At 40.0% G+C, this 26,617-nt stretch carries 24 protein-coding genes; 22 read left to right on the top strand and 2 right to left on the bottom strand.

The genetic code is table 11. The annotated features are described in order from the left end of the window. Positions 1 to 2 precede the first annotated feature (2 nt). From EL165_RS05750 to EL165_RS05730, 5 genes are read left to right on the top strand one after another with little or no spacing between them, the layout of a single operon-like run. On the top strand, positions 3 to 1,907 hold the full coding sequence (locus EL165_RS05750; RefSeq protein WP_002978741.1) for a sialate O-acetylesterase: 1,905 nt from the start codon (positions 3 to 5) through the stop codon (positions 1,905 to 1,907). A gap of 29 nt (positions 1,908 to 1,936) precedes the next feature. Next, the gene (locus EL165_RS05745; RefSeq protein ID WP_002978742.1) at positions 1,937 to 3,382 is read left to right on the top strand and encodes an MFS transporter; all 1,446 of its coding nucleotides are present in this window, start codon (positions 1,937 to 1,939) and stop codon (positions 3,380 to 3,382) included. A 10-nt stretch (positions 3,383 to 3,392) separates the two neighbouring features. After that, positions 3,393 to 4,502 carry an endo-1,4-beta-xylanase gene (locus EL165_RS05740; protein WP_041461731.1) on the top strand — a complete coding sequence of 370 codons (1,110 nt, stop codon included), beginning with the start codon at positions 3,393 to 3,395 and terminating at the stop codon, positions 4,500 to 4,502. A 21-nt stretch (positions 4,503 to 4,523) separates the two neighbouring features. After that, positions 4,524 to 5,498 carry a glycoside hydrolase family 43 protein gene (locus EL165_RS05735; protein ID WP_002978744.1) on the top strand — a complete coding sequence of 325 codons (975 nt, stop codon included), beginning with the start codon at positions 4,524 to 4,526 and terminating at the stop codon, positions 5,496 to 5,498. 27 nt (positions 5,499 to 5,525) lie between these two features. Then, positions 5,526 to 7,559 (top strand): alpha-glucuronidase, encoded by a 2,034-nt coding sequence (locus EL165_RS05730; RefSeq protein ID WP_002978745.1) that lies wholly within the window; start codon positions 5,526 to 5,528, stop codon positions 7,557 to 7,559. Positions 7,560 to 7,683: 124 nt separating this feature from the next. On the opposite strand, the gene EL165_RS05725 is transcribed toward EL165_RS05730, so the two are convergent. Further along, entirely contained in the window at positions 7,684 to 8,280 is a 597-nt protein-coding gene (locus tag EL165_RS05725; RefSeq protein WP_002978746.1) for a hypothetical protein, read from the bottom strand. A gap of 156 nt (positions 8,281 to 8,436) precedes the next feature. Here EL165_RS05725 and EL165_RS05720 point away from each other — a divergent pair, with 156 nt between their 5' ends. The 17 genes from EL165_RS05720 to EL165_RS05640 all read left to right on the top strand — a co-directional run bounded on the left by EL165_RS05720 (position 8,437) and on the right by EL165_RS05640 (position 25,011). Then, on the top strand, positions 8,437 to 9,309 hold the full coding sequence (locus EL165_RS05720; protein ID WP_041461453.1) for an AraC family transcriptional regulator: 873 nt from the start codon (positions 8,437 to 8,439) through the stop codon (positions 9,307 to 9,309). Positions 9,310 to 9,477: 168 nt separating this feature from the next. Beyond that, the gene (gene galK / locus EL165_RS05715; protein ID WP_002978748.1) at positions 9,478 to 10,662 is read left to right on the top strand and encodes a galactokinase; all 1,185 of its coding nucleotides are present in this window, start codon (positions 9,478 to 9,480) and stop codon (positions 10,660 to 10,662) included. Then, the gene (locus EL165_RS05710) at positions 10,646 to 11,695 is read left to right on the top strand and encodes a UDP-glucose--hexose-1-phosphate uridylyltransferase (RefSeq protein ID WP_002978749.1); all 1,050 of its coding nucleotides are present in this window, start codon (positions 10,646 to 10,648) and stop codon (positions 11,693 to 11,695) included. Before galK ends, EL165_RS05710 begins: the two co-directional genes overlap by 17 nt. Before the next feature lie 76 nt (positions 11,696 to 11,771). Continuing rightward, complete coding sequence (locus EL165_RS05705) at positions 11,772 to 12,572, top strand: Cof-type HAD-IIB family hydrolase (protein ID WP_002978750.1); 801 nt, start codon at positions 11,772 to 11,774, stop codon at positions 12,570 to 12,572. Between the two features lie 31 nt (positions 12,573 to 12,603). Then, on the top strand, positions 12,604 to 12,810 hold the full coding sequence (locus EL165_RS05700) for a hypothetical protein (protein WP_002978751.1): 207 nt from the start codon (positions 12,604 to 12,606) through the stop codon (positions 12,808 to 12,810). Positions 12,811 to 13,109: 299 nt separating this feature from the next. Then, positions 13,110 to 13,931 (top strand): alpha/beta fold hydrolase, encoded by an 822-nt coding sequence (locus EL165_RS05695; protein WP_041461454.1) that lies wholly within the window; start codon positions 13,110 to 13,112, stop codon positions 13,929 to 13,931. Between the two features lie 16 nt (positions 13,932 to 13,947). Then, the gene (locus EL165_RS05690) at positions 13,948 to 14,259 is read left to right on the top strand and encodes a hypothetical protein (RefSeq protein WP_002978753.1); all 312 of its coding nucleotides are present in this window, start codon (positions 13,948 to 13,950) and stop codon (positions 14,257 to 14,259) included. A gap of 32 nt (positions 14,260 to 14,291) precedes the next feature. After that, positions 14,292 to 14,924, top strand: a complete 633-nt coding sequence (locus tag EL165_RS05685) for a hydrolase (RefSeq protein WP_002978754.1) — start codon at positions 14,292 to 14,294, stop codon at positions 14,922 to 14,924. 19 nt (positions 14,925 to 14,943) lie between these two features. After that, positions 14,944 to 16,332, top strand: coding sequence for an alginate export family protein (locus EL165_RS05680; RefSeq protein ID WP_002978755.1), 1,389 nt, complete (start codon positions 14,944 to 14,946; stop codon positions 16,330 to 16,332). Between the two features lie 20 nt (positions 16,333 to 16,352). After that, entirely contained in the window at positions 16,353 to 17,096 is a 744-nt protein-coding gene (locus tag EL165_RS05675) for a M17 family peptidase N-terminal domain-containing protein (RefSeq protein WP_002978756.1), read from the top strand. Between the two features lie 6 nt (positions 17,097 to 17,102). Continuing rightward, positions 17,103 to 18,992, top strand: a complete 1,890-nt coding sequence (locus tag EL165_RS05670) for an amidohydrolase (protein ID WP_002978757.1) — start codon at positions 17,103 to 17,105, stop codon at positions 18,990 to 18,992. 12 nt (positions 18,993 to 19,004) lie between these two features. Continuing rightward, positions 19,005 to 19,430, top strand: coding sequence for a DoxX family protein (locus EL165_RS05665; protein WP_002978758.1), 426 nt, complete (start codon positions 19,005 to 19,007; stop codon positions 19,428 to 19,430). 1 nt (position 19,431) lies between these two features. Beyond that, on the top strand, positions 19,432 to 19,905 hold the full coding sequence (locus EL165_RS05660) for a Dps family protein (RefSeq protein ID WP_002978759.1): 474 nt from the start codon (positions 19,432 to 19,434) through the stop codon (positions 19,903 to 19,905). Between the two features lie 4 nt (positions 19,906 to 19,909). Then, complete coding sequence (locus EL165_RS05655; RefSeq protein WP_002978760.1) at positions 19,910 to 20,575, top strand: YoaK family protein; 666 nt, start codon at positions 19,910 to 19,912, stop codon at positions 20,573 to 20,575. Positions 20,576 to 20,620: 45 nt separating this feature from the next. Further along, positions 20,621 to 22,888 (top strand): tetratricopeptide repeat-containing sensor histidine kinase, encoded by a 2,268-nt coding sequence (locus EL165_RS05650; protein ID WP_081457761.1) that lies wholly within the window; start codon positions 20,621 to 20,623, stop codon positions 22,886 to 22,888. A gap of 12 nt (positions 22,889 to 22,900) precedes the next feature. Continuing rightward, positions 22,901 to 24,253, top strand: a complete 1,353-nt coding sequence (locus EL165_RS05645) for a sigma-54-dependent transcriptional regulator (RefSeq protein ID WP_002978762.1) — start codon at positions 22,901 to 22,903, stop codon at positions 24,251 to 24,253. 116 nt (positions 24,254 to 24,369) lie between these two features. Continuing rightward, entirely contained in the window at positions 24,370 to 25,011 is a 642-nt protein-coding gene (locus EL165_RS05640; protein WP_002978763.1) for a TMEM175 family protein, read from the top strand. Here the strand turns inward: EL165_RS05640 and EL165_RS05635 are convergent. Then, the gene (locus EL165_RS05635) at positions 24,990 to 26,549 is read right to left on the bottom strand and encodes a sigma-54 interaction domain-containing protein (RefSeq protein WP_002978764.1); all 1,560 of its coding nucleotides are present in this window, start codon (positions 26,547 to 26,549) and stop codon (positions 24,990 to 24,992) included. The two genes, EL165_RS05640 and EL165_RS05635, sit on opposite strands and share 22 nt — an antisense overlap. Between the last annotated feature and the right edge of the window lie 68 nt (positions 26,550 to 26,617).

Below are 26,617 nucleotides of genomic sequence, written 5' to 3'. Positions count from 1 at the left end.
TCATGAAAAACAGAACCTTATACTTATTATTTTTTCTTGCAGCCATTTGCGGTTTTGATGCAAAAGTAAAGCTGCCTGCTTTGGTTTCAGACGGAATGATCCTTCAGAGGAATCAGGATCTTAAAATCTGGGGATATGCAGATGCAGGAGAAAAAATTACTGTTAAGTTTATCAATAAAACATATAATGCCACTGCTGACCAAAGTGGAAACTGGGCTCTTATGCTTCCAAAGTTTAATGCCGGAGGCCCATATACCATGACAATTAATGAGATCACCCTTAAAGATATTCTTATTGGTGATGTGTGGGTAGCTTCAGGACAATCCAATATGGAACTTCCGATGCGCAGGCTGACACCTCTGTATGAAAATGAAATTAAAAAGGCGAATAATCAGAATATAAGATTCTTCACCGTTCCGCAGAAATACAATTTTAAAGCTCCGCAAAATGATCTTGACGGCGGGAAGTGGGAAAGTACAAATCCTCAGACTATTCTTGATTTTTCAGGAGTTGCCTATTTCTTTGCCAAAGAACTGAATGAAAAAAATAAAGTTCCGGTAGGAATTATTCATACCAGCTTAGGAGGGTCCCCGGTTCAGGCCTGGATGGATGAAAAATCACTGAAAAAATATCCGGAATATCTCGCTGAAGCAGAAAAATGGAAAAATGATGACTTGATACAATCTACAGAATCCCAGGAAAGATCATTAAGCAAAGCATGGTATGCAGAGCTGGATCAGAGTGATATTGGGTTCAATCAGCATTGGGAAAAAGATAACGGAAATGATGCCGGATGGAAAACCATGATGGTTCCGGGATCGTGGGAAGATCAGGAAGGCTCGTTTGACGGTTCGGTATGGTTCCGCAAAGAAATTATTCTTCCAAAAGGAGTGGATCAGAAAACAGCGTTTTTGAATCTGGGAAGAATAAAAGATGCCGATATTACTTACATCAACGGAATCAAAGTAGGAAATGTAACTTATGAATATCCGCCACGCTGGTATGACATTCCCAAAGGCGTTTTAAAAGAAGGAAAGAATATCGTCACGGTAAGAGTCATCAATGGTAGCGGAAAAGGACAGTTTATCGCTGATAAACCGTATTATCTGGAAATCGACGGACAAAAAACAGACCTTAAAGGCGAGTGGAAATATAAAATAGGAGCAAAAATGGAAAAAATGGCTCCCGGACAGACATTTATCCGCTGGAAACCGGTAGGGCTTTACAATGCTATGATTAATCCGCTGATCAATTATAAAATCAGAGGATTTATCTGGTACCAGGGTGAAAGCAATACAGGAAAGCCAAAAGAATACGGAGATTTATTGTCAACAATGATCTCAGACTGGCGTTCAAAATGGAAAAAGAATGATCTGCCGTTCTTCATTGTACAGCTGGCTAATTTTATGGAGAAAAAAGATGAGCCGCTTGAAAGCAACTGGGCGGAGCTGAGAGAACAGCAGAGACAGGTTTCTCTTCATATTCCTTACTCTGGCCTTGCAGTAATTATTGATGTAGGAGAATGGAATGATATTCATCCACTTAATAAAAAAACAGTGGGTGACAGGCTGGCTTTACAGGCCCTGAAAATCGGGGAAGGCAAAAAAATCATAGCTGACGGACCCGTTTATCAGTCGATGAAAACAGAAGGAAAAACCATTATTCTATCCTTTAAACCCGGAACAGACGATCTGGTACAGGGAGAACTGAAAGGTTTTGCCATACAGCAGAAAGATGGCCACTACCAATGGGCAAAAGCAGAAGCAAAAGGTAATAAAGTTATTGTCTGGAATGATCAAGTTACCAATCCTGTTAATGTACGTTATGATTGGGCAGACAACCCGGACGGCAATCTTAAAAATAAAAGCGGACTTCCGGCTTCACCTTTTACAACAGAAAAAAATTAATTTAACATAGAAAAATCTCATCAAAATCAATGGATCATCAGCCACAAAAAATATCGGTAATAGAAAAAGTAGGGTATAGCCTGGGAGATCTGGCAGCCAACCTTGTTTTTCAGACCTTAGTCACCTACCTGACCTATTTTTATACAGATATTTACGGACTCAAAGCAGAAGATGCTTCTGTTATCACCCTTACGGTAGGATTAATTGCCGGATTTGGTTTTAACCCGCTTATCGGAGCGCTGGCAGACCGTACAAGTTCACGATGGGGGAAATTCCGTCCATGGATTTTATTTACCGCTGTACCGCTTGGTATTGCAGCGCTATTAGCTTTCAGTACGCCTCACTTTTCCTATCAGGGTAAAATGATTTATGCTGCGGTTACCTATTCATTATTATTGTTATTATATGCTTCCAATAACCTGCCTTATGCTGCATTGAGTGGCGTTATCACGGGAGATATGGGAGAAAGGAACAGTATTTCTTCGTACCGTTTTGTAGCAGTAATGTTTGCACAATTCTTTGTACAGGTATTTATGCTGCCTATCATTTTATATGTAGGACACGGAGATAAAGCACAGGGAATTGAGACTGTTATGACTTGGCTGGCGGTGATCGGATCCGTAATGTTACTGATTACCTTTTTTACGACCAAAGAAAGAATTATTCCCAAGCCGGAGCAGAAGTCAAGTCTGAAAGAAGATTTAAAAGATTTATTCCAGAACAGACCCTGGATTATTATGCTTACCGTGACTGCATTTATATTCATCACGCTGGCTATGAAAGGAGGATCGTATGTATACTATTTTAACAATTATGTGGATGAAAATGCACTCAAAAGTTTTATCTCACCCATTACAGCATTTTTTAATTCTGCTGGGATGAATTTCTTCGGAGAAGACCCGAAATCTGCCGGGTTCGGATTGTTTAATGCAGGAGGAATTGTAATGATGATTGTAGGCATTACTTTTTCTAAAAAGTTGGCAGACAGATTTGGAAAAAGAGATACTTTTATCGCTTCATTATTCATTTCTACATTGTTTATCCTGTTCTTTATATTTTATCCTCCGAAAGCAGTGGGAATTATGTTCCTGTCACAGATTTTACACGGATTCTTTTATGGAATCAGCACACCGCTTTTGTGGGCAATGATTGCTGATGTTGCCGACTATTCGGAATGGAAGAACAATCGCAGGGCTACGGCTATTATTTTCTCTGCCATGATGGTAGGACTGAAAGTAGGACTCAGCATCGGAAGCTCTCTGGTAGCTTTGATCATTGGAAAATACGGATACATTTCAGTACACGGGAGCGAACAGGTGATTCAGCCAGAAACAGTGGCAGCAGGAGCGAAAATGCTCGTAAGCATATTCCCGTCCATTCCGTTTTTCATTGCCTGCGGACTGCTTTTATTTTACAAAATCAATAAAAAAATGGAAGTTCAGATTGAAAAAGATCTGGCTGAAAGAAGAAAATAAAACAATTACTATGAAACGTATTTTAATTGGTTTGGTAGCTCTTACCGCTTCCGGGCTGTCGGCGCAGAAATCTGGCGGTACTTTAAAAAAAGCATTTCAGGATAAATTCTATATCGGAACTGCCATGAGTCTTCCTCAGATTGACGGGACAGATCAGAAAGCAGCAGCGATTATCAAAAAACAATTCAGCTCTGTTGTTGCTGAAAACTGTATGAAATCTATGTTTTTGCAGCCTCAGGAAGGAAAGTTCTTCTTTGATGATGCCGATAAATTTGTTGATTTCGGGATGAAAAACAATATGTTCATCATCGGGCATACATTAATCTGGCATTCCCAGCTTCCAAAATGGTTTTTTACAGATAAAAATGGAAAAGATGTTTCTCCGGAAGTGTTGAAACAGCGCATGAAAAGCCACATTACAACCGTAGTTTCCCGTTACAAAGGAAAAGTAAAAGGATGGGATGTGGTGAACGAAGCCATTCTTGAAGACGGAACCTATAGAAAAAGTAAATTTTACGAAATCCTGGGTGAAGATTTTATTCCTTTGGCATTTCAGTATGCACAGGAGGCTGATCCCAATGCAGAATTATATTACAACGATTATAATGAATGGTATCCTGAAAAGGTAAAAACAGTCATTGCAATGGTTGAAAAACTTAAATCAAGAGGAATCCGTATTGATGGAGTAGGAATGCAGGCCCATGTTGGAATGGATAATCCTTCTATCGATGAATATGGAAAAGCAATTCTGGCCTATTCCAATGCGGGAGTTAAAGTTAATATTACGGAACTGGAAATTAGCGCACTGCCTTCTCCATGGGGCACTTCTGCCAATGTTTCAGATACCGTTGCCTATCAGAAAGAAGTGAATCCTTACACCAAAGGACTTCCCAAAGAAGTAGAAACAAAATGGGAAAAACGTTACCTTGATTTCTTTGGTTTGTTCTTACAACATAAAGATAAAATAAGAAGGGTAACCTTATGGGGAGTAACTGACAAACAATCCTGGAAAAACGATTTCCCGGTGAAAGGAAGAACAGATTATCCGTTATTGTTTGACAGGAAAGACCAGGAAAAACCTGTAGTACAAAAAATAATAAAGCTGGCAGAGAAAAATTAAAATCAATAGAATTTTTACTTAATGAAAAAATCAAAATATTTATTCCCGGAAGATTATATGGCAGACCCTTCCGTTCACGTTTTTGAAGATAAAATCTATATCTATCCTTCTCACGACCGCGAAAGCGGAATTGAAGAAAACGATAACGGAGATCACTTCGATATGAATGATTACCATGTCTTCTCAATGGATGATGTGGACAGCGGAGAAATTAAAGATCATGGCGTGGTACTTTCGGTAAAGGATATTCCATGGGCGGGAAGACAGCTTTGGGATTGCGATGTAGCCTTTAAAGACGGCAAATATTATATGTACTTTCCCCTGAAAGATCAGAATGATATCTTCAGAATCGGTGTTGCCGTGAGCGACAAACCTTACGGGCCTTTCATCCCTGAAAAACATCCGATGATGGGAAGTTACAGCATCGATCCCTGCATTTTTGAAGATAAAGGAAAATATTATATGTATTTCGGAGGAATCTGGGGCGGACAATTGCAGCGTTATAGAGACAATAAAGCACTTGAATCCGCTGTAATTCCAGAAAATGATGAACCCGCAATCCACTCAAAGGTAGCCTTGCTGAGCGATGATATGCTTCAATTTGCGGAAGCTCCTAAAGACGTTGTCATCATTGATGAAAATGGAAAACCACTACTTCATGGTGATAAACACCGCTTTTTTGAAGCGTCATGGATGCATCAGTACAATGGTAAGTACTATTTTTCATATTCTACAGGTGACACTCACCTGATTTGCTATGCGATCGGGGATAATCCTTATGGACCGTTTACTTTTCAGGGGGAAATTCTTACTCCGGTGGTAGGATGGACCACCCATCACAGCATCGTGGAGTTTAAAGGAAAGTGGTATCTGTTTTTCCATGATTCTGTTCCGAGTGGCGGTAAAACATGGCTGAGAAGTATGAAAGTTATTGAACTGGAATACGATCACGAAGGTAAAATCAAGACGATTAAAGGTCTGGAAGACCAGTCATAGTCATCTTTAATAATTTAAAATTTTTCAATGCGATATCTGAGACTCAATATTCTATTTTTTCTGATATTTCCGTTACTGGTTTTTGCGGAGGATGGAAGTCAGCTTTGGCTTCGGTTTCCTGCAAAAAACGGAATATCGGCAGATAAAATTATTTCCAAAGGGAACAGTCCCACGCTGAACATTGCTAGAAAAGAGCTGAGCGGCTACTGGCAGGGGCAGGCGGTGGAACTTCGTACAGAAAACAAAGAGAAAAACCTGAAAGACGGCTACAAAATTGTTTCCACCCCTGAAAAAATTGTTATTTCTGCAGGAAAAGAAATAGGACTGTTGTATGGAGTCTATCATATCTTACGATTGCAGCAGACAAAAGCCGATCTGTCCCATTTAAATACGATTGAAAAACCTTCATATGACGTAAGGATTCTGAATCATTGGGATAATCTGGACGGAAGCATTGAAAGAGGATACGCCGGACGATCACTTTGGAAATGGGAAGATTTACCCGGTAAAATTTCTCCGCGTTATGAAGAATACGCGAGAGCGAATGCCTCTGTAGGAATCAATTCCGTTGTTTTAAATAATGTGAATGCATCGCCCAATATGCTTAGGGAAGATTATCTTAAAAAAGTAAAGGTTCTGGCCGATATTTTCAGGCCTTATGGCATCAAGGTATATCTTTCCGTGAATTTTTCTTCACCTAAAGTGCTGGGCGGATTACAAAATTCAGATCCGTTGAATAAAGATGTACAGAAGTGGTGGAAAGATAAAGCAGCTGAAATTTACAAGTTAATTCCCGATTTCGGCGGGTTTTTGGTGAAAGCCAATTCCGAAGGACAGCCCGGTCCTCAGGATTACGGAAGAACCCATGCAGACGGAGCCAATATGATGGCCGATGCCTTGAAACCTTACAACGGGATCGTGATGTGGAGAGCCTTTGTCTACAGTCCGAGCAAAGACGACAGAGCCAAACAGGCTTATCTTGAATTTGTTCCTCTGGACGGTAAATTCAGGGATAACGTGATTATTCAGATTAAAAACGGACCTGTTGATTTCCAGCCTCGTGAAGCGTTTAATCCACTTTTCGGAGCTTTAAGAAAAACTTCCGAAATGGTAGAATTTCAGATCACTCAGGAATATCTGGGCTTTTCAAATCATCTTGTTTTTCTGGCTCCATTATTCAAGGAAACACTGGATAACGACACCTATTCTGACGGCCAGGGTTCTACGATTGCTAAAATAACAGACGGTACTTTAAGACCCTCAAAAATTTCAGCCATTTCAGCCGTTGCCAATATCGGGGAAGATACCAACTGGACCGGGCATCATTTTGCACAGGCCAACTGGTATGCATTTGGCAGATTAGCATGGAACCATCAGTTGAGCTCAGAACAGATTGCCGATGAATGGATTAAAATGACCTTCACATACGATCAGAACTTTCTGAATCCGGTAAAAGAGATCATGCTTTCTTCCAGAGAAACCGCTGTGGATTATATGATGCCTTTAGGATTGCACCATATCTTTGCAGGAGGACATCATTACGGGCCTGAACCGTGGGGCGATTATAAAGGCGGAAGACCGGATTGGTCACCTGTCTATTACCATCAGGCTGATGCTAAAGGAGTAGGTTTCAACAGGACAAAAACAGGAAGTAATGCTGTTTCACAGTATTTTCCACCACTGAATGAAAGGTATGGAAATATCTCAACCTGCCCGGAAAATCTTATTCTTTGGTTTCATCATGTTCCATGGGATTATACAATGAAAGACGGAAAATCTTTGTGGGATGAGCTGTGTTATACCTATGATTCCGGGGTGAAGAAGGTAAGGGATTATCAGAAAACCTGGGATAGAATGGAACCTTATATTGATAAGCAGAGATTTACCGATGTTCAGTCAAAGCTTAAAATTCAATCTAAGGATGCGGTATGGTGGAAAGATGCCTGCCTGCTGTATTTCCAGACTTTTTCCAAAAAGCCGATTCCTTACGACATAGAGCGTCCTGTTCATGAACTGGAAGATCTGAAGAAGATTAAACTGAACATGGGCCATCACAATTAAAAAATGAGGCAGCTCTTTTTCTGTTAGGAAATGGAGCTGCCTCAAAACAATAAACTGTAAGTAAAATTTTAATCCAAAATAATTGGAATGATCGATAGGTCAATCTATCTGTATATATTCCGTTTTATCGGAGAGAAATTATCTTATTAAAAACATTTCCGTTTTCTTCTACCTGGATGATATACTGATCTGCTGTTTTAGGATCAAGATCAAAAGTGATATCAACCTTGCCGTCAGCATATTTTTTATTCGAAGTATAATATGTTGTATTGGAAAGGTCATATACTGAAATGCTTACAGGTCCTTTTACATCAGACATGTGAAGCTTGGCCATATGGCCGGAAATCGTATATTCAGGTTTATGCACAGCGCTTACAGGTGTTTTTTCCACCTCCATTACATTATCAGCATTAATTTTGATTTTGTATTTCTCTATCTTCGCTTCTGATTCTGCTACCAGATAATACGTTCCGGGCGTAAAGCTTTGAAAATCATAAGTCTTCATCACATGATCTCCATCTGCAAGATTTTCGGAAAATAGCTCGTCATGTGCAGTGTTATAGACAAAAACAGAAACACTTTTAGCATTTAAAAGCTCAAAATTCAAGGTTTTGTCTTGTACGTTTCCAAAGGAAAGGGAAAAATCTCTATCCTTACTCATTACATTTGCTGAAAACAATAAGGCTCCTGCAAAAAATACGGCTTTTAATAATGTGCTCATGGGTTAAGGCTTTTAGGATTAATACTGCAAAGCTATTGCAGCAATACTTCTCAGGCTATAATTAAATTTTCATATTGATGTACTATATTAACCTTGTTTAATGATATTAATGTATTATTTGTTAATTTTGCATATGAAATTATTTGTATTTGGCCTATGAAACATGTAAATCCTTCTTTTGAGGCCGTAAGACCTACTATAGGAAGCAGTTTTACCAGTCTTAAATTTCTGACTAATGAGAATATAAAATCTCATGTCTGGCATTACCATCCCGAGGTTGAGCTTATTTTTGTATGCAAAGGCTCCGGGAAGAGACAGATCGGAAGCAGTATCACTTATTTTTCAGAAGGAGATCTTGTATTGATAGGAAGCAATCTTCCGCATTGCGGGCTGACCAATGAAAGTACGCATAATGAGTACGAAATGGTAATCCAGTTTAAGCCTGATTTTTTAGGAGAACCTATCTGGGATATACCGGAGATGCAAAGGATTTCAGCTTTGCTGGAAAAGTCAAAGGCAGGAATCGTATTCGGGGAAGAGGTGAAGAAAAGAATCGGGAAAGAGATTACGGAGATGCATGAAACTTCCTCACTGGACAAGCTGTGCAGATTTCTGAAAATATTGGATGAACTGTCTGTGACTCAGGATTACAGGATTTTAAATGCAGGAAAATATTACCTTCAGACACAGGTTGAAGACAATGAAAGGATCAATCTTATATTCAATTATGTTAAAGATCACTTCAAAGAAGCCATAACCCTTGAAGAAGTGGCTGATCTTGCCAATATGAAAGTACCGTCTTTCTGCCGTTACTTTAAAAAAATCACCAATAAAACCTTTACGCAGTTTGTTAATGAATACAGAATTACCCATGCCCTCAAACTTTTGGCAGAACAGCCTTTAAGCATCACGGAAGTCTGCTTTGAATCGGGATTTAATAACTTCAGCTATTTTAACAGGACTTTTAAAGAATATATCCAAAAAAGCCCCTCACAATACCGTAAAGAATTTAATTATTTCATGGAGTAGTTGATAAGCTGATCTAAAATTTCTGTAAAGCATTATGATGTATTGAAATATAAGTGTATATTTAACACTTATATTTCAATATTTTTAAAAAGTATAAATTTCTCTGTTATAAATTCAGTAGTTTTATACTTGAGATCCCCAGGATCTGTTTGATCAGATAAGATTGATATGCATGAACAGTTAATCAACCCAACCCTAGAAAAGTTTAGAGCCGAATTCAAAGAAGAGCCTGAACATATTTTCCTTTCTCCCGGCAGAATTAATATTATCGGCGAGCATGTAGACTATAGCGATGGCTTCGTATTGCCTGCTGCCATAGATAAATACATCTGTTTTGCTGTCCGTAAACTCCCTCAGACAAACCTTTGTACCATCATAGCCAAGGATCTCGGAGAAGAATATGCATTTGATGTTACAGCGGAGATAAAACCGGTACGGCAAATGTGGGCAAACTATATTCTGGGCGTTTTCAGTCAGCTGCAGAAACCCGAAAATCAATTTTGCGGAATGGAAATTGTTTTCAGCAGTACCATCCCGATGGGATCCGGGCTTTCCTCTTCGGCAGCTCTTGAATGCGGTTTTGCCTATATCCTTAATGAACTTTTTGATCTGCGGCTGTCAAAAAAAGAAATCGCGGTGATCGGGCAAAAATCCGAACATACTTTTGCAGGAGTTCAGTGCGGAATTATGGATCAGTTTGCCTCCGTTTTCGGAAAGGAAAATAAGGTCATTATGCTTGATTGCAATTCCCTGGAACATCAATATTTTGATGCTGACCTTAAAGGATACAGCTTATTGCTTTTTGACAGCTGTGTAAAACATAGTCATCTGACATCCGGCTATAATGAAAGGCGTAAAGATGTTGAGCATGGAAAAAAAGTTTTATGGGAAAAATTCCCCGAAGTAGAGAAGTTCCGGGATTTTACCACAACTATGCTTGACAGTGCTAAAGAGAAAATGGGAAGTGTTTCACATAAAAGATGTCTCTACTTACTGAAAGAAATAAAGAGGGTAGAAATGGCAGCAAAAGCTATTTCAGAAGGAAATGTTGAACATCTGGGAAGACTTCTCACGGAAACCCACGCCGGGCTGTCCACTGAATTTGAAGTCAGCTGTAATGAGCTTGATTTTTTGGTTGAAAACACATTGCAGCAGGAAGGTGTGCTGGGAGCAAGAATGATGGGAGGCGGTTTCGGAGGCTGCAGTATCAACCTGATTCAGGAAGATAAAGTTGAGGAAGTAATTCAGGCTATCAGTGAAAAATATCTTGAACACTTTAATATTGAGATGAAAGTTTACCAGGTTAAAATTTCAGACGGGATAAAAGAATACACCAATGAATACATTATTTGATCCTAAAAAACATCCTCACAGAAGATACAATCCTCTTTTGGACGAATGGATACTGGTTTCTCCACAGCGGGCAAACCGTCCATGGCAGGGACAGAGAGAAGAAACAGCAGAAGAAAACCGTCCTGAATATGACCCGGACTGCTATCTCTGCTCAGGAAATATTCGTGCTAACGGAGACCGTAACCCTGAATATAAAGGAACCTATGTCTTTAACAATGACTTTGGAGCATTGCTGAATGAAGAAGTTGATTTTTCTGAGCAACAGTCAGGATTTTTTACTCTCCTTCCGGAACGAGGAATCAACAGGGTGGTTTGTTTTTCTGAAAACCACAGCCTTACTTTGCCGGAAATGTCTTTGGAACACATCAAAAATGTGGTGGATGTATGGCAGGAGCAGTTCAATGAGCTTGCCGCTCTGGACCATATCAACTATGTTCAGATTTTTGAAAATAAAGGAAGCATCATGGGCTGCAGTAACCCGCATCCGCATGGTCAGATATGGGCCCAGTTGTCCATTCCGGCAATGGTTCAGAAAACCCAGGATCAGCTGAAATCGTATTTTGAAAAAAATAAAAGAACATTACTGGAAGACTATCTGGAACAGGAAATCACGGCTGGTGAGCGCATTGTCACAGAAAATGAACACTTTGCCGCATTGGTTCCGTTTTGGGCTTCGTGGCCTTACGAAACAATGATTGTCAGCAAACAGAAAAGAGAAAATATTGCGGAATTTTCTGAAGCGGAAAAAGAATCCTTTGCGGCTGTACTCAAGGATCTGACTACAATATATGATAACCTTTTTGAAACGTCATTTCCATATTCTGCAGGAATTCACCAATCTCCAACAGACGGAAAAGAGCATCCTGAATGGCATTTTCATATGCACTTTTATCCGCCGTTGCTCAGAAGTGCGGAAGTAAAAAAATTTATGGTAGGATATGAAATGCTTGCAGAACCTCAGCGGGACATTACCCCCGAACAAAGTGCCGCAATATTAAGAAACCTTTCCACCATTCATTACAAGAAAAAATAATAAATCAATATCTTTGAAAAGAATAAGCAAATTATGATGCTGCCACGTACAGAATTTCGCTTTTCCCAATAAAATTATGGAACAGATTAAATTAATTGTGACGGACATGGATGGGACGTTTCTCAACTCCAGCCATGAAATGAGCCCTGAATTTTCAGAAGTTTATAAAGAACTGAAAAAAAGAAATATTGTATTTGTACCCGCAAGCGGAAGACAGATGCCGGGTATTACCCATTATTTCGGAGAAATAGAAAGTGAGATCGGTTTTATTGCTGAAAACGGAGGGTACGTGATCTATAAAGACCAGGAGCTTTTCGCTGATACCCTTGAATACAAATATATTGTTGACATCATTAAAGCGGTCCGTGAAATACCCGGTGCCAAAGCTGTATTGTCAGCTAAAAAGATGGCGTATTACGAAACCGAAGATCAGCAGTTTGTAGACTTTTTCTCCAAATACTATACTGAAAACATGAAGAAGGATGACCTGACGGAGAAAATTGATGATACCGCTTTTAAAATAGCAGTCTATCACCCGGAAGGTTCTGAAAAACATCTGTATCCGGCCCTTAAAAAATTTGAGGAATTCGGTCTGGAAATAGTGGTTTCAGGGGCCCATTGGCTGGATGTTATGAATAAAGATATCAATAAAGGAAACGCTTTGAAAATCCTTCAGAAATCGCTGGGCATTTCTCCTGAAAATACGATGGCTTTCGGGGACTATATGAACGATATTGAAATGCTGAAGAATGCCAAATATTCTTACGCCATGCAAAATGCCCATCCGAACGTAAAGCAGGTGGCTAATTTTGAAGCATGTACCAACGACAGTTTCGGAGTTCTGAAAACCATTAAAGATTATCTGCATCTGAATTAAACATCCATATAACACCAATTAAACTAATAATATGAATACATCAGCCGGAAGAAAACCCGCTAAGGTTTGCTATGAGCACATCGGCGGAAAATTAGGACAGCTTCTCTTGGAACAGTTCGTTGAGAAAGGCTGGATTGCCAAGGAAAATCCTGCAGACCGTAACTATTATATTACGGATAAAGGACAGGAAGAATTTACAAAACTGGGTCTTGATCTGTCACAAATAAAGGCGGAATAACGGCTGTCATAGCAACTTTCAGCAGATTAAGATATTAATATTATTTATTAAAAAATAAAATCAGACTCAGGTCTGATTTTTTTGTTATTCATCGTGGCAAGCTTCAATTTGACAGTTTCTATTGTTAAATTTTATATGTTTTTTATATAAAAGGTAAAGGGTAGATCATAAAACTACGATATTTCGTAGTGTAATTTACAAACTGTTTTTAATAATATATTGAAAACCAATTATTTTATTGTTTTGGGTTATTTTTTGGCATTATGCTCATAAGTTTAATTCAAAAAAATACTACAACAATGAGCACATTAACATTAAAAGACGGAACAGAAATTTTTTACAAAGATCAGGGAGAAGGACCTGTATTAATGTTTCACCACGGATGGCCTTTATCATCTGATGACTGGGATGCACAGGTGATCTTCTTTCTGCAGAAAGGCTACAGAGTGGTTACCCACGACAGAAGAGGCCACGGACGTTCAAGCCAGAATATCTACAACCACACTATTGAACAATACGCTTCTGATGCCGCAGAACTGGTTGAATTTTTAGATCTGAAAGATGTTGTCCACATCGGACATTCAACAGGCGGTGGTGAAGTAATCCGTTATGTTAACAAATATGCAAACGGAAGAGCTAAGAAAGCGGTTTTGATCAGTGCCATTCCACCGGTAATGGTGAAAAGTGAAAACAATCCTGACGGTGTTCCTATGGAAGTTTTCGACAATATCAGGGAACAGACGATGAACAACAGAAATCAGTTTTACTATGACCTTACTTTCCCCTTCTACGGCTACAACAGAGAAGGTGCTGATGTAAAAGACGGTGTACAGAGAAACTGGTGGAGACAGGGACTGATGGGTGGAATTGTTGCTCATTATGATGGGATCAAAGCCTTTTCAGAAACCGATTTAACCGAAGATTTAAAAGCTGTTGATATTCCGGTATTGGTTCTTCACGGTGAAGATGACCAGATTGTACCGATTGAAAATTCAGCGATAAAATCAGCCAAATTACTAAAGAACGGAAAACTGATCACATATCCGGGATTCCCTCACGGAATGCCGACTACAGAGCATCCAACCATCAACAAAGATATTTTAGCTTTTATCACAGAATAACCAGCATTCTTTACCAATGAATACGATACAGCCAGCTTTTGATACGTTGACTGAGGCCGTTCAGTGGCTTAATCAAAACGGATATACAGAAGATTTTAACCTTAAAAATGATTGCATCAGGCTCAATAATTTTCTTGATGTCTCTCCGGAAGACTTTAAAATACGATATACATTCCGCTTTGAAGGAGATACCGATCAGGGAGATGAAGAAGTAGTCTACGGCATCGCTTCCGACAAGTATTCTGTAAAAGGCATCCTGACGAGCGCTTACGGAATCTATGCGGATACTGTAAGTACAGAACTCATCAGAAAACTATCATCCAATTAACGTAACCCCAATTATTTAATAAAATAAACTTTATGAAACCATCATCAAAACTCCTTTCCCCTGAAAATCATGCACTGGTACTGATTGATTTTGAAGGACAAATGGCATTTGCCACCAAAAGTATCTCCATGAATGAGCTGCGTAATAACGTTGCGGTACTGTGTGGTGCTTCTAAAATATTTAATGTTCCGACCATCGTTACCACAGTTGCCGAACAAAGTTTTTCAGGTCCTGTTTTCCCTGAAATTGAGGAAGCATTTCCTATGGCAACCTCAGGATATATCGACAGAACTACTATGAATACATGGGAAGATGAAGCCGCTTATAAAGCAATTGTGGGAACACAGAAACAGAAGCTGGTTTTCGCAGGATTATGGACAGGCGTTTGTATTGTGGGGCCTGCATTATCTGCGCTTGAGGAAGGCTATGATGTGTATGTCATTACCGATGCCTGCGGAGATGTAAGTGATGAGGCGCACGAAAGAGCAGTACAGAGAATGATCCATTCCGGAGTAAAGCCTATGACTTCCATTCAGTATATCCTTGAACTTCAGAGAGACTGGGCACGTCAGGAAACATACGGTCCTGTAACTGACCTTATGAAAAAATATGGTGCGTCTTACGGATTAGGAATCCATTATGCTCACCATATGCTGAATCATTAAAATCCATATACCATTTTCAATGTTGAAATCTGCACCTTCAATACTGTTCTTAAAAGCTTTTATCATTACAGTTCTTTTATGTTCTGAAACATTCTCCTCCCAGAGCTTTAAACTTCTGCGGTATGACGAAAATTATGAATATCTGAAAGATTCCACAAAGAGCTTTTATGACAAAATTAAATATCTCCCTCTCAATGAAAAGAAAGATGTCTATCTCTCATTGGGTGGCGAGGCAAGGTATGAATATGTGGATTTCAACAATGAAGATTGGGGAAGGCTTAACATAGGACACAACGACTTTTTTCTCCAACGCTATGACCTTCATGCAGACTGGCATTTCGGGAAAAACTTCAGAATATTTTCACAGATCAGAAGTGCTTTGCAAAACGGAAGAAAAAACGGTTCAAGAGGCATTGATGAAGACCAGCTGAGTATTCAGAATCTCTTTCTGGATGCAGGTTTGGTGAATAAGGAAGATCAGAAGCTGATAGTGAGACTGGGAAGACAGGAGCTGGACTACGGTTCCGGAAGATTAATTTCTGTAAGGGAAGGACCGAATGCAAGGCTGTCTTTTACAGGAGCTAAAATCATGTATTCCTATAAAAATGTTTCCGTAGATGCTTTTGCAATGATGGCAGACTCTGTCAAGACCGGAGTTTTTGATAATACCCTTTCAAAGCAGCTTAATCTTTGGGGGCTTTATTCCAAAATCATTATTCCAGAAGCCGGAAATCTGGATCTGTATTATCTCGGAATCCGTAGAGACGAATCTGTTTTTGAAGCCGGAACAGCAAGAGAAAAGCGTCACACAGTTGGTGGAAGACTGTGGAAATATGGCGGCGGATTTATCTATAACCTGGAAGCGGCCTATCAGTTCGGACGCTTTGGAAACGAAAAGATCAGTGCCTGGACGGGTTCTGTGGATATCGGCTATCTCTTTGAAAACCTTACATTCAGCCCAAGCATCAATCTGAGAAACGATTATATATCAGGAGATCATTCTAAAAATGACGGCAAGCTCAATACATTTAATCCTTTATATCCGAAAGGAGGCTATTTCGGCTTCAGTCCGCAGGTGGGACCCGTCAATTTAATTGATATACATCCGTATATGACCCTTGATCTGACTTCCAGACTCAAAATGCAGATGGATGTTGTCTTCAACTGGCGATATTCCCTTAACGACGGCGTTTACCGGCCAAGCGGCGCATTGAACCGTCCCGGAAGCAGTTCAGATAAAAGGTATATCGGAACGGCTTATTTAACCAGCTTTACCTATAATTTCAACAAACATTTCTCTTTGGTGAGCGGACTTCAGTATTTCCACAAAGGACCTTTTATCGAAGATATCATTCAGGATGCCAAAAGCGGTGTTTTCTGGAATATCAGGCTGGGATTCAAATTTTAATCATTACTAAATCATTTATTATGCAAAATTCAATTTCAAAATACATCAATTGGTCAAAAACACTCTTTACAGCATTGATTTTGGCAACTGCGGGAACCCACTTCGTTTCAGCACAGGCTGCTACAGAAAAAACAGCAGTCGGAACCTCAAAAACATGGGGAACTGTTGACGGAATTTCTGTTGTAGGACTGGTTCAGGGACCTTCTGCTGCTAAAGCAGATCTACAGATCGCCTGTGTTTTCGAATATACTGAAGGAGATATTGTCAATCCGCCGGCGCTTCCCAAAGAACTGAACGGAATGGTTCATCTGGATGAAGCATTAAAAGGAATTATTACAGAAGTCCGTAAAAAAGGACAGTTCAAAGGACACGCTTTGGAAACCTTATTAATTAACCCTCCAAAAGGAAGCCTTGCCTCCGGAAAACTGCTGTTGATCGGCCTGGGGAACAGAAACTCTTTCGATGCTGAATTGATGAAAGAAGTAGGAAGTGTTGCGATGAGAGAAGCTTTGAAACTGCAGGTACATACCGTATCATTTGCCAGCGATATCAAAGATGCAGGAATTGATTCTCCAACCGCTTTAGTGGCAGAAAATGTGGTTTTGGGTGCCTTTGACGCCTATCGTGCCCAATCATATTTAAATGCTCAGCATTTATCCGATAAAATGAAACTGAAAAAACTGATTCTGCTGGCCGGGCCATCATTTTTCACCATTGCCGGAGGAGGAATTCAGGATGCTATTTCGAAGTTGAACACCAAATAATTACAAATGAAAGCAGATCTTATCCTATACAACGGAAAAATACACACTTTCAATAAAGAAACTCCGGAAGTTTCTGCCGTGGCCATTAAAGACGGGAAAATTATCGCGGTTGGAAATGACGGACTGGCAGACCAGTTTGCAGATGAGGCCACAAAACTTATTGATCTCAGAAAGAAAAGAGTAGTACCGGGAATCAATGATTCTCATATCCATCTGATCCGTGGCGGATTGAATTACAACCTGGAATTAAGATGGGACGGAGTTCCCTCACTGGCCGATGCGCTCAGAATGTTAAAAGACCAGGTAGACCGTACGCCTTCCCCGCAATGGGTTCGTGTTGTGGGAGGATGGTCCGAATTCCAGTTTGCAGAAAGAAGGATGCCAACCCTGGAGGAAATTAATGCCATTGCTCCGGAAACACCTGTTTTTATCCTGCATTTATACGACAGGGCCTTAATGAACAGGGCAGCATTGAAAGCGGTTGGATTTACCAAAGACACCCCAGCTCCGGCTGGCGGACATATTGAAAGAGATGCTAACGGTGAACCCACAGGGTTGATTATTGCCACACCCAATGCCATGATCTTATATTCAACATTAGCAAAAGGTCCGAAGCTTTCTTACGAACACCAGCTGAATTCCACAAGGCATTTTATGACAGAACTGAACCGCTTCGGAATTACCAGCGTTATTGATGCCGGCGGAGGATTCCAGAATTTTCCGGATGATTATCAGGTGGTAAACGAACTGAATGAGAAAAAGCAGCTTACGGTAAGGATCGCGTATAATCTTTTTACCCAGAAACCTAAGCATGAATTTGAAGATTTCAGCGATTGGATCGACACGGTAAAATTATATCAGGGGGATGATATGTACCGCCACAACGGGGCGGGAGAGATGCTCGTATTTTCGGCAGCCGATTTTGAAGACTTTCTTCAGCCAAGACCCGATCTGCCTGAAAACATGGAAGCAGATCTCGAAAAAGTAGTCCGTTTACTGGTAGAAAACCGCTGGCCATTCAGGCTTCACGCCACCTATAATGAAAGCATCACCCGGTTTTTAAATGTCTTTGAAAAAGTAAACCGCGATATTCCCTTCAATGGTCTTCCATGGATTTTTGATCATGCAGAAACCATTGATGAAAAAAATATCGAAAGGGTAAAAATGCTTGGCGGAGGAATCGCCATCCAGAGCAGAATGGCTTACCAGGGAGAATATTTTGCAGACCGTTATGGTTCCCCGGCCGCAGAAAGTACACCACCCGTCAAAAAAATGCTGGAAATGGGAGTTCCTGTAGGCGGAGGTTCGGATGCCACAAGAGTAAGCAGCTATAATCCATGGGTTTCCATGTATTGGCTGACCGCAGGAAAAACCGTTGGCGGACTTCAATTGTATCACGAAACAAAGCTGGACAGAGCAACCGCATTGGAGCTGTACACGAAAGGTAGTGCATGGTTCTCTCAGGAACAGCAGAAAAAAGGTGATATCAGAGTAGGAATGTTTGCCGATCTGGCAGTTCTTGATCAGGATTATTTCACGGTTGATGATGAAGAGATCAAAAATATTGAAGCGGAAATGACCATTGTTGACGGGAAAATAGTCTATGCCAAAGGAACATTCTCATCCTACGCACCACCATCCATTCCTGTGCTTCCGGATTGGTCTCCAACGAATCTTTATAACGGATATTACCCTGCAGGCGGACATTTTCAGAAAGAAATTGAGAAAAATGCAAAACAGGATTTAAAAGCTCCTTTAGCTTCGCAAATTCATAGCTGTGCCGGAAGCTGCGATATTCATCATCATAACCATAACCAGGCAAGGATGAGCAATGTGCCCGTTAATAATTACCACACATTCTGGGGAGCTTTAGGCTGTTCGTGCTTTGCTTTTTAACGATCAATACATATGGAAATTTTAAAACAGATCCTTTCATCAGATTTAGGTTCACCATTCAATGATGCTTCATTCCTGGTTTTCCGGGTACTCCTTGCGATTCAATTGTTCAGAGTGCATGGTTTAAAGAAATTCAGGCTGGAAAACGGACAAAGGGAAGTGATTCCCAATCCTCTGGGATTGCCTGATCAACTCAATGCCATAGTCGCTTCATTTGCTGATCTTGTGGTTCCGTTTCTGATTATTTTAGGACTGGGAACCAGGCTTGCCGTTTTACCAACCATTGGGGTAACGGCTATCGGATATTTTGTGGTTCACAGAAAAGATTCACTGGAAGTACGGGACGTTCCTTTCATGTACACCCTTTCCCTGTTACTGATTCTTGCCTTGGGAGCAGGAAGATATTCACTTGATTATTACTTATTAAATATTTTATAAAATGAAAACTTCAATCGGAATTAAAAACGAAAATTTAGCAAAAGTTGCTGAAGTACTGGTTACCACCTTAGCAGACGAATTTGTATTGTATACCAAAACAAGAAAAGCACATTGGAATGTGGAAGGACCGGATTTTTACAATAAACACCTGTTTTTCGAGGCACAATACGGGCAGCTGGACGACATCATCGACGATCTGGCAGAAAGAATCAGAACGCTTGGGCATTACGCTCCGGCTACTTTAAGGGAATATCTTGCATTAACCCATTTGTCTGAGCATCATCTGGAATCGAACGACAGCCTGACTTACATCAGAGCACTTCTTTCCGACCATGAAAGCATCATCATTCATCTTCGTGAAAATATTGAAAACTTTGCTGTTGAATTCCGTGATCCAGGAACAAGCGACTATATCACAGGATTACTGGAAACTCATGAGAAAATGGCCTGGATGCTGCGTTCACATTTAAAATAGAAACATGGAAGTAAAACATAATATCGGTTTTGTCACCTTATTGTTAACCATGATTGCCGGATATTGCGATACCGTGACTTTTGTAGCTGCAGATGCCCTTTTTTCGGCGCATGTTACGGGGAACTTTATTGTATTTGCCTATCAGTTTGTGAAAGGATCGGATATTCATGCCTGGGTAAAGCTGCTTACGTTTCCGGTATTTATTCTTGCGGTTATGGCAGGAGGGAGGATTGCCGGGAAAGTCATCAATCATTATACGCTGTTATTCTGGGAAGGAGCACTGCTCTTGTCGGCCGGGATGATTGTTGCCGTTTTCAGTTATTACGGAACATTTTCAGAAGTTGTGATGTATACTGTGGCTATGATTACCGTTTTTGCAATGGGACTTCAGAATGCTTTCGGAAAACTTTATGCAAAAGAAACCCATGGCCCGACGACCATGATGACAGGAAATGTAACCCAGGCTTCCCTGGATTTCGGAACGCTGTTATCAAACGGGTTTCACCACCCTGAAGCATGGGCAAGTCTGAAGAAGCAGCTGGTTACCATACTCGGATTTCTGGTAGGCTGTTTTTTAGGGGCTTATGCAGGAAAACAATATGGGCTGGTAACATTGGTTTTACCCGGACTGGCAATGATCATCTGTTATTTTTACCACCGTAAAAACTAGCACAGGACTATGGCAGATTACAGGATAATAGATTACCTTTAAAAAATGAATTTCGGCCTTTATTTTTTATCTAAAAATCTACTAAGGATAGTATTTTTTTCGTTGGTTTTGATGTTTTCATGCAATACAAAAGCACAGATCCAGGAAAATCCTGCACTGTTGAGAAAACAGATTTCCTCTTCCACCAATACTACTCAGAAAATCGCTTTATTGCTGCGTCTGAGTAACTATTACATTACTAAAAAAGGAGAGTTGAAAGCTGATCTCGACAGTGCCGCTATTCTTAACAGACAGGCAAAAGCACTCAATATGAAATCCGAGGATCCGTTGTCTGCCGGAAAACTCATCTTTCTGGATGCCAAAATAGATAAAGAAAGAGGCCGTAAAACGATTGCTTTTTCCAACATGAAACAGGCGCTTTCTTATTTTGAAAAAAATCATTTTAAAGAGCAGGCCGGAGAAGCATACAATGAATTATCATATATGTATGACAATAAACCCGAATATTTTGATACTAAAATCAAACTGAAAGAAAAAGCATTGGAACTGTTTAAGAATTCAGGATCAAAACTGAATCAGGCAGGCGTTTTAAAAGATCTGGGTGAACTTTACTACATCAAAGAAAATGCTGATAAGGCTCTGGGCTTACTTAAACAATCCCTGTCTGTTTATCAGTCTGTGAAATTCAGAGAATTACAGAGTGTCTATAACCTTATCTCCCAGGTTGAAATTCAGAAGGCGGATTATGAGGAAGCGCTCCGTTATGGTCTTCTTGCTGAAAAAACAGCTGAAAGTGTGAATGATTATTCTTTACAGATGTGCTCTATTTACAGCAATATCGGAATGGTGTATTACTATCTCCGTAAGAATGATGATGCCATGAAGTATTGGGAAAAATCACTTGCCACAGCAAAGAAAAACAAAGATAATACTTACATCAGAACGGTGGCCAATAATATTTCTACGATGCTGATCAGGCAGAAAAAATTTAAGCAGGCCATTACCATGATTCAGGAATACAGAGAAAAGTATCCTATTGTAGATCAGAATTTTGAAATGTCGGAAAACTATATCCTGTTCAGCACCTACACTATTCTAAAGCAGTTTAACGAAGCGGAAGCCTACTACAAAAAACTGGTGGCCTATTATGGTGAAAATGCTGAAAAAAATAACCAACAGGCCTCATTGCTGCGGAGCTTTGTTTTCTATCATTACCAGACCCGGAACTTTAATAAAATGTACCGTGAAGCCAGACTTTTTGATTCAATAGCTAAAAATAACGGAAATGATATGCTTCGTTCGGAGAATCATTTAATGTGGTTTAAGGCAGATTCCATACAGGGAAAATACCTTGATGCCATACAACATTATCAGCTGTACAAAAAACTTTCTGATTCTGTTTTTAACGGCGAAAAAAGCAAGCAGATCAACAGCCTTAAAATTCAGTTTGAGACAGAACAGAAAGATAAAAATATTCAGCTGCTGACCCAGAAAGCAAAACTGCAGGATATTAAAATTGCCAATGATACCTTTATCAGATATGTTTTCATTGGAAGTATTCTGGCGCTGATCCTTTTTGCTGCTTTGCTGTATAACCGTTCAAGATTAAAAAGCAATGCCAATAAAAACCTGGAACTGAAACGTAAGCAGATTGATGAGCAGAATGAGCAACTGAAGAAATTACTTTCTGAGAAAGAATGGCTTTTAAAGGAAATCCATCACAGGGTTAAAAATAACCTGCAGATTGTGATCAGTTTACTTAATACACAGTCGGCTTATCTGGACAATGAAGATGCCCTGATGGCCATCCAGAACAGCCAGCACAGAATGCACGCGATGTCCCTGATCCACCAGAAGCTTTATCAGTCTGACAATCTTTCAATGATTGACATGTCGTGGTATATTTATGAGCTGATTACCTATATCAAAGAATGTTATTCATCCGAAAGGAAAATCAACTTTACGGTGGATACTGATAAAGTGTTTCTTGACGTGGCACAGGCCGTTCCTATGGGACTGATCGTCAATGAAGCGGTCAATAATACCGTAAAATATGCATTTCCGGATGACCGCAAAGGGGAAGTTTTTGTTTCATTTAAAAATACCGACGAAGATCTTTGTGAACTAATGATTTCAGATAATGGAGTAGGGCTTCCTGAAGATTTTAATATCGAAGAAACAGATTCTTTGGGAATGAATCTGATGCGCGGGCTTACCGACCAGTTGGACGGAACCTTCCATCTCGAAAACAAAGGGGGCTTAAAAGTGACGATTACCTTCAGAAAAAATACAGAAATAACTCCTTCAAATTAAAGGCTGATTATTATGAAAGAAAAAATATTAATTGTAGAAGATGAATTTATTGTAGCCAATGATCTGAAACTGATGCTGATGAAAGCCGGTTATCAGGTCACGGGTATTGCATCTTCAGTGGTTCAGGCCAGAAAACTGATTGCAGATAATAAGCCGGATTGGGTGCTTCTTGATATCATCTTAAAAGGTGACCTCACAGGAATCGATCTTGCCTGGGAACTGCGTGAAATGAATCTTCCTTTTCTTTATATTTCAGCCAATACCAACCAGTCTACTCTGGAAGCAGTGAAAGAAACACAGCCTTACGGATTTATGGTAAAACCCTTCCGGGAACGTGACATGATTGTTATGCTTGACATTGCCAGATACCGCTATGACATGGAAAGAGGCTGTGAATTGTGTACTGATACCGGAAATAACGAAGTCATTGAAGGAATTATCGGGAAAAGCAAGGTACTTCAGGATGTTGTTGAAAAAATAAGGGTGGTAGCTCCTACAGATACGTCTGTTCTGGTGGTCGGGGAAAGCGGAACAGGAAAGGAAAAAGTAGCCCATTCCGTTCATGAGCTTTCAGAACGTAAAGCCCATCCTATTGTTGTGGTCAACTGTGCCGCCCTGCCGCATGCGCTTATCGAATCTGAGCTTTTCGGACACGAAAAAGGAAGTTTCACCGGAGCCAATACATTGAGGATCGGAAAATTTGAACAAGCCAACGGTGGAACCGTCTTCCTGGATGAAATAGGGGAGCTGCCACTGGATTCACAGGTTAAATTACTGAGAGTTTTACAGGAAAAAGAAATTGAACGGCTGGGAGGAAATAATACGGTTAAAGTAAACGTAAGAATTGTAGCTGCTACCAACCGTTCCCTGGAAAAAGAAGTGGCAGAAGGAAGATTCAGGCTGGATCTGTATTACCGTTTGAATGTTTTCCCTATTGAGCTGCCTCCGCTGAGAGAAAGAAAGGAAGATATCGTCTTGCTGGCCCATTTTTTCCTGAATAAATATGCCGCTGCTTCGAGAAGAAATATCACATCCATCAGTGAAAAAGCATTAGAACAGCTGTTAAATTATCAATGGCCTGGCAATATCCGTGAGCTGGAGCATCTTATTGAAAGAAGTGTTCTTCTGGCCAAGACCACAGAAATAGAAAGCTTCGATCTGCCCAAAATCATTGAAAAGCCTACAGAAATACAAGGGCCACTGAAATCATTGGAAGATATGGAAAGAGATCATATCATGAGTGCGCTTCAGACTTCCAACGGAAAAGTTTCCGGGCCGGGTGGCGCTGCAGAGCTGCTGAAGATACAAGCTCAGACTTTATATTCCAAAATGAAAAAACTGGGAATTGACAAAGGCTATAAATAATTCCGGGGAAAGCTAACCGGAAACCCTATTTTCTTACAATTTTTTAATTATAATTCTTCAAATAATTGGAGGACAAAATTATTATGTCTTTAGAATCATAAATCAATCAGGTAATTATGGAAAAAGAAACGCTCAGAATAGAAGGGTTCAGCGATGGTGTTTTTGCAATAGCCGTTACGCTTTTGGTGCTGGATCTTCATTTTCCTGAAGAACATTCAATACAGAACGGGAATGATCTGCTGGTCTTTCTGAAGAATCAATGGCCGGCATTTCTGGCATTTATCCTTTCATTTTTCAGTATTTTTATCATGTGGGTAAACCATCATAAGATTTTCAAACAGATCTACATCAGGAATTCTGCAATTATGTTTGCCAATGGACTGATCCTTTTTCTGGTTTCGGCAGTTTCTTATCCGACCGCTTTGCTGGCAAGGTATTTTGATGGTGAAGCTTCCTCTGTTGTTGTAGCGCTTTATACCGGTATTTTTGTCCTGATCAATCTTGCTTACAATTTATTATGGTTTCTGGCCACACGGAATAAAAAACTTTTGCGTCCCGGTATTACCGATGCGGCTATAAAAAAGATCCATAATAATTATTTATATGGGCTTCCCATCTATGTTATTGCTTTAATCCTGTCGTTCTGGATACCGGCGGTTTCTTTGATGATCATTTTAGGACTCTGGATTTTCTGGGCTTTGTCTTCCGGGAAAATAGAAATGGGGCTTTACAAAGATTATTCAGACTCCCTGAAATAATGTTTTTTCTCTATTCCAAGTTTCTGCATTTTGGAAATAAGCGTTGTCGGAGGCAATCCCAGTAATTTGGCAGCGCCTATTTCCCCGAAAATACGGCCGTTACATTTTTTGATTATTTTTAGAATATATTCCTTTTCAAATTCCTGAAGCGTTTTAACCTGAACCTCCTGATCTGTATTTTGGTAATTGATAACTTTCGGAAAATCCATTTCCCTGATGATATCCCCTTTTGCCGTCAGCATACTTCTTTCAACCATATTTTCCAGTTCACGGATATTACCCAACCATGGATTAGCCATCATCATTTTGACTACGTTCTGAGAAAAACCATTAATCTTTTTGCCTGTCTTAGGATAGAGTTTTTCAAGGAAATAGTCTGCCAGCAAAGGAATATCCTCTTTTCTTTCTCTCAGCGGAGGCAGTTCAATAGGAAATACATTCAAACGGTAATACAGATCCAGCCTGAATCTTCCTTCCGCCACTTCTTTTTCAAGATTCCTGTTGGTGGCCGTAATGATCCGCGCATTCACCTTAATCCTTTTGTTTCCCCCGATTCTTTCAATTTCTTTTTCCTGAAGAACCCTCAGAAGCCTCGCTTGTAATTCCAGAGGAAGTTCACCAATTTCATCCAGGAAAATAGTGCTGTTATGGGCCTGTTCAAACTTTCCTTTCCGCTGCTCTGTTGCTCCAGTAAAGCTTCCTTTTTCATGCCCGAAAAGTTCAGATTCTATTAAATTGGCAGGAATAGCCGCACAGTTTATCCTGATCATTTTCTTTCCCGAAAATTCCGAAAGTTCATGAACCGCCTGTGCTATAAGTTCTTTTCCTGTACCCGTCTCTCCAAAGATAATCACGTTGGATTGTGAAGGAGCTACCTGTGTAATCTGTTCAAAAATGAACTGCATGGCTTCACTTTGTCCCACAATTCCATGAAAGCCGTGTTCGCTTTTCTTTTCTTCTTTAACTTCTTTCGGAAAGTCCCGGATATTTCCCTGAAATGTTTTCAACTGTTCCTGAACATCTATATTATGGAAGGTAATGGAAAGCTGGGTAGAAATACCGTTTAAAATTCTTTCCGGAATTGTATCTCTTGAAATAAAGCTTTTGTAGAAAAGAAAGAGTACATTTTTACTTTCACTGACAGCCGGCAGTCCCAATCCGACAGCCATCCGCATCCCCGAATTTTTAGCTTTGGTAAAACAGGAAGGAAGGGGTGACAGTTCTTTAAGATCAAAAAGAAGAAGCTCCGCAGAATCAAGACAGTTTTTTACATACCTGTCAAGCTGTTGGTCTGTGGTATGATTCTGATTTTCAGTCCCGATGCCTAATATTTCAATATTTCCTTTTATATCCCTGATCATCATACAATCATTGAATCCCAGTTCAGTTTTGAAAGATGTATTGATAACAAGCTGAAGCTGTTTCTTATCTAAAATGGTAGACAACTCTTTGGTTAAACGGGAAATCATAAGCTGTTCTTTCTGCATTTCCTGCAGGCGTTTCATCATTTCTGCATTGGGATCAGAAGGCTTACTCATAGAAAATTCTTACTTGAAAGTTTAAAGATAGGAAAAATTGAAAAAGATCTGCATGTGAGTGGTTACAA

Source organism: Chryseobacterium gleum (assembly GCF_900636535.1).
In the GTDB taxonomy this organism is placed as follows: domain Bacteria; phylum Bacteroidota; class Bacteroidia; order Flavobacteriales; family Weeksellaceae; genus Chryseobacterium; species Chryseobacterium gleum.
Note: the sequence above shows the minus strand (reverse complement) of the source record. Positions and strands in the feature narration are given on the sequence as shown.

Coding starts and splice junctions, on each gene's coding strand:
- EL165_RS05750 (WP_002978741.1), top strand. CDS start 3: ATGAAAAACAGAACCTTATACTTATTATTTTTTCTTGCAGCCATTTGC.
- EL165_RS05745 (WP_002978742.1), top strand. CDS start 1,937: ATGGATCATCAGCCACAAAAAATATCGGTAATAGAAAAAGTAGGGTAT.
- EL165_RS05740 (WP_041461731.1), top strand. CDS start 3,393: ATGAAACGTATTTTAATTGGTTTGGTAGCTCTTACCGCTTCCGGGCTG.
- EL165_RS05735 (WP_002978744.1), top strand. CDS start 4,524: ATGAAAAAATCAAAATATTTATTCCCGGAAGATTATATGGCAGACCCT.
- EL165_RS05730 (WP_002978745.1), top strand. CDS start 5,526: ATGCGATATCTGAGACTCAATATTCTATTTTTTCTGATATTTCCGTTA.
- EL165_RS05725 (WP_002978746.1), bottom strand. CDS start 8,280: ATGAGCACATTATTAAAAGCCGTATTTTTTGCAGGAGCCTTATTGTTT.
- EL165_RS05720 (WP_041461453.1), top strand. CDS start 8,437: ATGAAACATGTAAATCCTTCTTTTGAGGCCGTAAGACCTACTATAGGA.
- galK (WP_002978748.1), top strand. CDS start 9,478: ATGCATGAACAGTTAATCAACCCAACCCTAGAAAAGTTTAGAGCCGAA.
- EL165_RS05710 (WP_002978749.1), top strand. CDS start 10,646: ATGAATACATTATTTGATCCTAAAAAACATCCTCACAGAAGATACAAT.
- EL165_RS05705 (WP_002978750.1), top strand. CDS start 11,772: ATGGAACAGATTAAATTAATTGTGACGGACATGGATGGGACGTTTCTC.
- EL165_RS05700 (WP_002978751.1), top strand. CDS start 12,604: ATGAATACATCAGCCGGAAGAAAACCCGCTAAGGTTTGCTATGAGCAC.
- EL165_RS05695 (WP_041461454.1), top strand. CDS start 13,110: ATGAGCACATTAACATTAAAAGACGGAACAGAAATTTTTTACAAAGAT.
- EL165_RS05690 (WP_002978753.1), top strand. CDS start 13,948: ATGAATACGATACAGCCAGCTTTTGATACGTTGACTGAGGCCGTTCAG.
- EL165_RS05685 (WP_002978754.1), top strand. CDS start 14,292: ATGAAACCATCATCAAAACTCCTTTCCCCTGAAAATCATGCACTGGTA.
- EL165_RS05680 (WP_002978755.1), top strand. CDS start 14,944: ATGTTGAAATCTGCACCTTCAATACTGTTCTTAAAAGCTTTTATCATT.
- EL165_RS05675 (WP_002978756.1), top strand. CDS start 16,353: ATGCAAAATTCAATTTCAAAATACATCAATTGGTCAAAAACACTCTTT.
- EL165_RS05670 (WP_002978757.1), top strand. CDS start 17,103: ATGAAAGCAGATCTTATCCTATACAACGGAAAAATACACACTTTCAAT.
- EL165_RS05665 (WP_002978758.1), top strand. CDS start 19,005: ATGGAAATTTTAAAACAGATCCTTTCATCAGATTTAGGTTCACCATTC.
- EL165_RS05660 (WP_002978759.1), top strand. CDS start 19,432: ATGAAAACTTCAATCGGAATTAAAAACGAAAATTTAGCAAAAGTTGCT.
- EL165_RS05655 (WP_002978760.1), top strand. CDS start 19,910: ATGGAAGTAAAACATAATATCGGTTTTGTCACCTTATTGTTAACCATG.
- EL165_RS05650 (WP_081457761.1), top strand. CDS start 20,621: ATGAATTTCGGCCTTTATTTTTTATCTAAAAATCTACTAAGGATAGTA.
- EL165_RS05645 (WP_002978762.1), top strand. CDS start 22,901: ATGAAAGAAAAAATATTAATTGTAGAAGATGAATTTATTGTAGCCAAT.
- EL165_RS05640 (WP_002978763.1), top strand. CDS start 24,370: ATGGAAAAAGAAACGCTCAGAATAGAAGGGTTCAGCGATGGTGTTTTT.
- EL165_RS05635 (WP_002978764.1), bottom strand. CDS start 26,549: ATGAGTAAGCCTTCTGATCCCAATGCAGAAATGATGAAACGCCTGCAG.